The organism is Enterococcus sp. DIV0755b, assembly GCF_051713765.1.
In the GTDB taxonomy this organism is placed as follows: domain Bacteria; phylum Bacillota; class Bacilli; order Lactobacillales; family Enterococcaceae; genus Enterococcus_C; species Enterococcus_C canintestini.
The window spans coordinates 21060-27059 of record NZ_JBIOQN010000003.1 but is presented as its reverse complement, the minus strand read 5'-3'; the positions used below and the strand labels follow the sequence as shown (position 1 = coordinate 27059).

The window sequence follows — 6000 nt, the reverse complement described above, 5'->3', positions numbered from 1 at the left end:
GAAGCTACTAAACAAAAATTAGATAGTGTTTTTATTATGGGAGGAGATGGGACTGTTAATGAAGGAATTAGCGGTTTAGCTGAACAAGACTATCGTCCTAAATTTGGTTTTTTCCCTTTGGGAACAGTAAATGATTTAGCAAGAGCATTAAATATCCCCTTAGATCCAGAAGAAGCAATTGAACAATTTGACTATAATCAAACAACAACTTTAGATATCGGAAAAATAAACGATAGCTATTTTATGAATGTTGTAGCAATTGGGACGATTCCTGAAGCTGTTAACAACGTTGATGTAGAAGATAAAACAAAACTAGGAAAATTGGCTTATTTTGTTTCTGCTGTAAAAGAATTAGCGAATACACAGTCGTATTCATTCCAATTAAATTTAGACGGCAAAGAAGAAACTATAGAAAGTAGTACACTCTTAATCGGATTAACTAATTCTATTGGTGGATTTGAATCACTCTTACCAGAAGCTGAAGTAAATGATGGAAAACTCCACTTAATTTATATCAAAGATCACTCTCTATGGGACACAGTTAAAGCAGTACCTGCTTTATTAAAAGGTGTTGACAATTCAACGGAAAATGTCGCCTATTCCACTTTTTCTGAAGGAACTATCTCGGTTGAACATGAGGAACATTTAACAACAAATGTAGACGGAGATGAAGGAGATTCCTTGCCAATAAAAGTAAAAGTATTACCTCAACATTTAATTGTTTATCAAGGTAACGCAAAAGAAAAATAATTTTTAGACTAAAAAGGACCAGGAATAATTTCCCGGTCCTTTTTAAGGGGTTAAATTTCAACGAAATCTAACGGTGATAAGCTTACTGTTACTATAACAACATGAAGTTTCTTTCGTCAATAGTTTCTAATCAATCAAAGCACTTCAACCAGTCCCATTTTACAACAGAGAAACAGGGGGTTATTAATTTGTCGGCGCTTATAAACAATAATAAATGGATTTTATACTAACTTGTCTTAAAACGGGTAAAACAAACGATTAGAGCCTTCTAAAGGCCTCTTTAAAAACGTGCTTTAGCAAAAGAGCCTTTAGGAGACTGCGCAATATTAATGTGAGAGTAAAGCAACCTACTCTCTAGTGATAGTTAGAGGATGGGTTCTGTATTTCTCGATTAGAAGTTCTATTGTCTTTTACTTAGAATTTAACAGAACATGAGCAAAGCGAATTGTTCCACACGCTTGACGACACTAATGAAGTTCATCGGTGTAGCACGACGAACCAAAACTCCGTTTGGTGCGTATAAGTGCGCACTAGTGATTTTCAGAGATTCTCAGATTTGTAATTTCAATTGAACTGTAGTCAAAAATTTGGCGAAAGAAGTTCATTACCTTTTTCTTCTTTCGCCAAATTAGTCTTTTTTTCTCTCTCTTTTTGTTCTTTTGAAATTATCAAATAACTCGAAGATAGTTTTTTAGAGTCTCTCATTTGTGTTTTAAAAATGGCTTTATATTAAGACTGAGAGCATGGAACTATGCAAAGAAGTGCGTGTTTCTTCTAACGTTTTATTTTATAATGAAAACGTGAGATTCTAAAAAAACTGACGGTCAAGGTGAACGAATATGGATGAAAAAGTAATCAAAGAACAGAAAAAACTTCTTCGAAGAAAAATTCTTGAGATCATGGAAAGAACGCCTAATTTTAGAAATTTACCTGATGACGCGCCCGAAGTCCGTCAAGTCAGAGAACTTGGAAAAGAAATTGAAAAGCTTGGAAAACGATATTTATTAAAAAATCAGAAATAACAATCGATATAACTATCACTTAGTTTTTAGAAATACTCTTGGGTTTCGTGAGCAATAAAAAGCAATAGAATTGATAAAATAAATAACAGTGACTAAAAAATCAGCGAAGAAAAATTCACAAAGTTAGAGAAACTGAAATGTACGAAAATCAACAGTGAAAAGTAATCATTGAGGTAGACCAATTGAAAATCACAAAGAGAGCCCCTGTAACGGTTGGTACAGGCGCTACTTAGTATACACTCGACATTATGTTAACTAGTTGTTTGAATAACAAAAATGAACAAAATGAATGTTCATTGCCTTGACAAAGAAAGCGTTTTCTTTGTAGAATTTAATTGGATAAAAATAATCGAGGAGGAATGTCAGTAATGAGAAAATTTTTTTGCATATTTAGTCTATTTCTTTTGAGTCTATGTTTTGTTGGTTTAAATGAACAAGTTGTTAATGCTAGTGAACTTGAAACTGATACATGTGTATCCGGTAGTTATTTTAACGATCCTACAACTAAAGAATTATGGGATAAATTTGATATGTACGTGTCACTTGATAGTGCTGGATATAAATATTTTGATTACGAAGCGGCTGTAAATAACAATGAAACCGATCTTTTACTTTCAGTTGGAGAAGAATTTAATAAGCTAGCAGCATTTCTTCGTACTGAAGGATCCACAGCAACTGTAAATAGAGTAAAAAGAGACATTGGTAGATATGGCCACTATTGTGGCCCAGGAAATAGCGGAGGAACTCCTATTGATGATTTAGATGCTGCTTGTCAGTTACATGATAGTTGCTATAAATGGGGCGGAGACAATACGCAATGTAATCGCTTATTTTGTCAAAAATTATTACGAGTGATACAAACAACTTCTCCATTAAATGTAGTTAAATATGCTGTTGCTGTTGGTGCTTCTAAATTATTTTGTTAAAAAGTAAAAGACGTCTACGATTTTATAGGCGTCTTTTTTGATTCAAAAATTTATACCCAACATAAAAAAAATATAAAGTAAAATAACCATGACTAAACAAAAAATACTACCTAAAAAAATAAGAGTAATTCCTCCTATTCTATTTTGTTTTATAATTTTTATTCCAGTAAACACTATAAATAAAAATAGAATTAAACCTAAAAATAACAAAAAAAGAATTATTTTTTTTTCTTTAAACGATTCAAAGAATATTTCCATTTTTCCACTCCCAAACTATTTAATAATAAACCAAAAAAAAGCATTTTTTATATAGTACCTTACTTTTTAGCTATGTTCAAAAGAAACAAACGTTCATTTCTTTTGATAAAAAACGCATTCTTGATAGCATTTAATTATAATCTATTAGGAAAGGACGTTGAAGTTGATGAAAAAGAAAGTGTTTTCTGTTGTCACAGTTCTGTTTTTGGGAATATTGATTGGTGCAGCTGCATTTGGTCCAACACCTATTTTAGGTTATATTCATGTAAATGCGGAAAGTGTAAAAATTGATGGCCCAGCCGGTTATGATACTTATAGAATCACTTCGTATGTCACTCCTGAAAAAACAAAAGCCATGGCCAAACAAAATGAAGAATTAAATACGTTGAGCGCCATTGTTAATTTTCTTGGACTTACTGATTTTAATCTGGATGTAGCAGCAATGTCCTTTTCGTCTGCAAACGATGCTATGTCTATTTTTGTTGAAGCAGCAAAACAAAATAAGGGAGTTGAAGCCCTACGATTACAACCAAACACTCAAAATCGAACAATTGAAGCAAGAGGAAACTACATTAGGATCAAAGGGTTTCAAGTCCGTAAGGACTCAGAACCCCGCGATTTTAATCGTGGGAGGTTCAGTGAATTATCAAAAGGTACGACCGCTCGATTGATTGGTTATTTGACGAACGAAAATATCGAAATTGATAACCGGAATAATTTTTTGCTTTGTTGTATCAGCAATTCAAAGAAATGCTGAATCTCAACTTATTTTCCCTGTCAGATACTGACTTAAAACGAGTAGAACAATACTGACAAAAAATGAATGACCTTGTTTCAACTCTTTCAAAATAAATTCGAGCAAAGCGACAAAAAAGCCTGAAGCAAAAAACATTCTTTTGCTTCAGGTTTTTTTGTCGGTATTAGGTGAAACCTAACAAGTAAAATGCAATCGCATTTTAGGGTGTGTGCGCACACACCCGATGCTTGCCCCTTCTCCTATTCTGACATTGTGCTATACTCAAAAATGGCAACTGCCCCGAAAGGGGGTGTTGTAATGCTATTCGAAATCATCACATTTCGCACTTTGATTATAGCAAAAATTTCGCAAAAACACAATAACACACGCTTTACAGATCGTCAGACGAGCATTCTAACGCTCTGTTCCCTTGAAAAGGTGGATAATTGATCGAATGCAGCCTCTAGCTCACGATTTATTCTAGGTTCTGCGTTTCATTTTCAAAAATCGCTCTCTTCTTATAATATTCTTGTCGCTTTTTCTCCCAATATATCCGATCAGATTCTCCAATCGTTTTAATAACTTTTGCAGGGTTGCCGACAGCCAAGCTGTTTGCTGGTAGGTCTTTTGTCACTACCGCGCCAAAACCGACTACTGTACTGTCTCCGATCGTCACTCCAGGCAAAATGCTCACATTTGCTCCAAGCCAAACATTATCACCAATAACAATGGGTGAACCAAATTCTAACTGATCCACATTTCGAACCTTGCTATCTAGAGGGTGTCCTGCTGTATATAGCCCAACCCTTGGCCCCAACATCACATTGTGACCAACCGTGTTTTAGCTAAATTATCACAGGAAAAATTGGGTGAGTTAATCGGAGTGTCGAGACAAACAATCAACTCTATTGAAAAGAATCGGTATGTTCCGTCTCTCCCTGTAGTGTTGAAACTAGCGAAATTTTTTAATGTGACTGTAGAAGATATTTTTCACTTAAAAGGAGAGGAGCACAATGATTCGAATGCTTGAGTTTTTAGTTTCTTTACCGGTACAAGGTGTGCTAGGACTAGGTGCATTATTATCAGGAGCAATTATTTTATATTTAAGTAGTAAAATGGGAAAAAAAGACGAGCGCATACAATACATTGATTTAAAAGGAACGAATGTCGTTCTATGGACGTTTAGTATTATGATTTTAGTATTATTCTTGCTGAACCCAAGTGATACGGAAGTATACCGAAAGTTTATGCTAGATTCGGTGTTTTTTGCAGTAATTGTAGGTGAAAGTATTAGGAACTAGCAAAAAAGTCGGTACAAAGCTACAATCACAAATCGCATGTGATTAATCACAAATCACAAATCACTTGTGATTTGTGATTCTTAATGCTATACTAGATATAACAATAATAAAGAATGGAGAACGTGCATGAAGGAAGAAGAAAGACAAATCCTTGAAGAACTGCGCCAAGTTTTAAAAGATAAACAAGAGGCGCTTACCATTTTAAATAATTATTTCAAAGGTGGCGTTGGCAAGTCGAAATTATCTACCATGTTCGCTTATTTAGCAGATAAGTTAAATTTGAAAGTGCTTATGATTGATAAAGACTTACAGGCGACCTTAACGAAAGACTTAGCTAAGACATTTACTGTTCCAAGTCCTCGAACTAATTTTTATGAAGGATTGAAAAATGGCAATTTAGCGCCTTCTATTGTTCATTTAACGGAAAATTTAGATCTCATTCCTGGTACGTTTGATTTAATGTTATTGCCAAAGCTTACTCGATCGTGGACTTTTGAACGTGAAAGTACCCTGTTAGCGCAACTATTAGCCCCTCTAAAAAAGGACTATGATCTTATTCTGATTGATACGGTACCTACACCAAGTGTTTATACGAATAATGCAATCGTGGCATGTGACTATGTCATGATCCCAATACAAGCTGAAGAAGAAAGCACAAACAACATTCAAAACTATATTTCTTATTTGATTGATCTTCAGGAACAATTTAATCCAGGATTAGATATGATTGGTTTTGTTCCTTATTTAGTCGATACAGACAGCGCAACAATTAAATCGAACCTAGAAGAATTGTATCAGGAACATAAAGAAGATAATCTCGTATTTCAGAATATCATTAAGCGAAGCAACAAAGTAAGTACCTGGTCAAAACATGGGATTACCGAGCATAAAGGGTATGATAAAAAAGTGTTGTCTATGTATGAAATGGTCTTTTTTGAAATGCTGGAGCGTATGCTCCAATTGGAAAAAGAAAAACAGGGAGTATGAAAAATCACAAATCACATGTG

Annotated in this window: 8 protein-coding genes; 7 read left to right on the top strand and 1 reads right to left on the bottom strand. The window is 34.2% G+C overall.

Annotation, left to right across the window (positions count from 1 at the left end; genetic code table 11):
• From IGI65_RS14060 to IGI65_RS14045, 4 genes are all read left to right on the top strand, one after another.
• The coding region (locus tag IGI65_RS14060) for a diacylglycerol/lipid kinase family protein (protein ID WP_438774488.1) at positions 1 to 750 on the top strand (750 nt) is incomplete at its 5' end.
• Positions 751 to 1589: 839 nt separating this feature from the next.
• Positions 1590 to 1772, top strand: a complete 183-nt coding sequence (locus tag IGI65_RS14055) for a hypothetical protein (RefSeq protein WP_438774487.1) — start codon at positions 1590 to 1592, stop codon at positions 1770 to 1772.
• A gap of 368 nt (positions 1773 to 2140) precedes the next feature.
• The gene (locus IGI65_RS14050) at positions 2141 to 2698 is read left to right on the top strand and encodes a phospholipase A2 family protein (RefSeq protein ID WP_438774486.1); all 558 of its coding nucleotides are present in this window, start codon (positions 2141 to 2143) and stop codon (positions 2696 to 2698) included.
• A 424-nt stretch (positions 2699 to 3122) separates the two neighbouring features.
• The gene (locus tag IGI65_RS14045) at positions 3123 to 3713 is read left to right on the top strand and encodes a hypothetical protein (protein WP_438774485.1); all 591 of its coding nucleotides are present in this window, start codon (positions 3123 to 3125) and stop codon (positions 3711 to 3713) included.
• 454 nt (positions 3714 to 4167) lie between these two features.
• Here the strand turns inward: IGI65_RS14045 and IGI65_RS14040 are convergent, their stop codons facing one another.
• Positions 4168 to 4449 (bottom strand): DapH/DapD/GlmU-related protein, encoded by a 282-nt coding sequence (locus tag IGI65_RS14040; protein WP_438774484.1) that lies wholly within the window; start codon positions 4447 to 4449, stop codon positions 4168 to 4170.
• 69 nt (positions 4450 to 4518) lie between these two features.
• Here IGI65_RS14040 and IGI65_RS14035 point away from each other — a divergent pair, with 69 nt between their 5' ends.
• The 3 genes from IGI65_RS14035 (at position 4519) to IGI65_RS14025 (ending at position 5980) form a co-directional block, all read left to right on the top strand.
• Positions 4519 to 4722, top strand: a complete 204-nt coding sequence (locus IGI65_RS14035; RefSeq protein ID WP_438774483.1) for a helix-turn-helix transcriptional regulator — start codon at positions 4519 to 4521, stop codon at positions 4720 to 4722.
• Positions 4706 to 4993 carry a hypothetical protein gene (locus IGI65_RS14030; protein WP_438774482.1) on the top strand — a complete coding sequence of 96 codons (288 nt, stop codon included), beginning with the start codon at positions 4706 to 4708 and terminating at the stop codon, positions 4991 to 4993. The genes IGI65_RS14035 and IGI65_RS14030 overlap by 17 nt, the downstream gene beginning before the upstream one ends.
• A gap of 126 nt (positions 4994 to 5119) precedes the next feature.
• Complete coding sequence (locus IGI65_RS14025) at positions 5120 to 5980, top strand: ParA family protein (protein WP_438774481.1); 861 nt, start codon at positions 5120 to 5122, stop codon at positions 5978 to 5980.
• Positions 5981 to 6000: the final 20 nt, after the last annotated feature.

Coding starts and splice junctions, on each gene's coding strand:
- IGI65_RS14055 (WP_438774487.1), top strand. CDS start 1,590: ATGGATGAAAAAGTAATCAAAGAACAGAAAAAACTTCTTCGAAGAAAA.
- IGI65_RS14025 (WP_438774481.1), top strand. CDS start 5,120: ATGAAGGAAGAAGAAAGACAAATCCTTGAAGAACTGCGCCAAGTTTTA.
- IGI65_RS14050 (WP_438774486.1), top strand. CDS start 2,141: ATGAGAAAATTTTTTTGCATATTTAGTCTATTTCTTTTGAGTCTATGT.
- IGI65_RS14030 (WP_438774482.1), top strand. CDS start 4,706: ATGATTCGAATGCTTGAGTTTTTAGTTTCTTTACCGGTACAAGGTGTG.
- IGI65_RS14045 (WP_438774485.1), top strand. CDS start 3,123: ATGAAAAAGAAAGTGTTTTCTGTTGTCACAGTTCTGTTTTTGGGAATA.